Source organism: Acidisphaera sp. L21 (genome assembly GCF_009765685.1).
Lineage (GTDB): Bacteria > Pseudomonadota > Alphaproteobacteria > Acetobacterales > Acetobacteraceae > LMUY01.
Genome location: NZ_LMUY01000142.1, coordinates 66,729 through 67,369 on the forward strand (window position 1 = coordinate 66,729; position 641 = coordinate 67,369).

The following is a 641-nucleotide window of genomic DNA, read 5'->3' on the forward strand; positions in this document are numbered from 1 at the left end:
TGCAGGGGGAGGGGGCGGCCGAGAAGATCGCCGCCGCCATCGCCGGATTCTGCGGCCTGCCTCGGGACGGCGTGCCCCGCCCGGACGTGCTGATCGTCGCCCGCGGCGGCGGCAGCCTGGAAGACCTGATGGCCTTCAACGACGAAGCCGTGGTCCGCGCCGCAGCCTGCTGCAGCATCCCGCTGATCTCCGCCGTGGGCCACGAAACCGACCACACATTGATCGACCTCGCCTCCGACCGTCGCGCGCCTACGCCGACCGCGGCCGCGGAAATGGCCGTGCCGGTGCGGCTGGAATTGCTGGCCGACCTGCAGCATCGCGCCGCCCGCATGGTGGCCGCGGTGGCACGGTTGGGGGCGGAACGGCGGATAATCGTTTCCGCCATGGCCGCCCGTCTGCCGGATGTCGGCTCGTTGGCCGGCGTCGCCCGGCAGCGCCTGGACGACCGCGCCCACCGGTTGGACCTGGCGCTGCCGAACCGCCTGCGTACCGCCGGCCGGGCGGTCGCCGAAAATGCCGTGCGCCTGCGCCTGGCCCTACCCGGCCTCGTCGCCGCCCGTCGCAGCGCCCTGGTCGCGGCCGAACGGCACATGCCTGCGCCCGGCGGTGTCGTCGCGGCAGCCCGGCATCGCGTGGCCGTC

The 641-nt window shown here is 74.6% G+C and carries 1 protein-coding gene; it reads left to right on the forward strand.

What is annotated here, in order from left to right:
• A partial coding sequence (locus tag GSQ76_RS26465; protein ID WP_272482690.1) for an exodeoxyribonuclease VII large subunit occupies positions 1-641 on the forward strand: 641 nt, incomplete at both ends.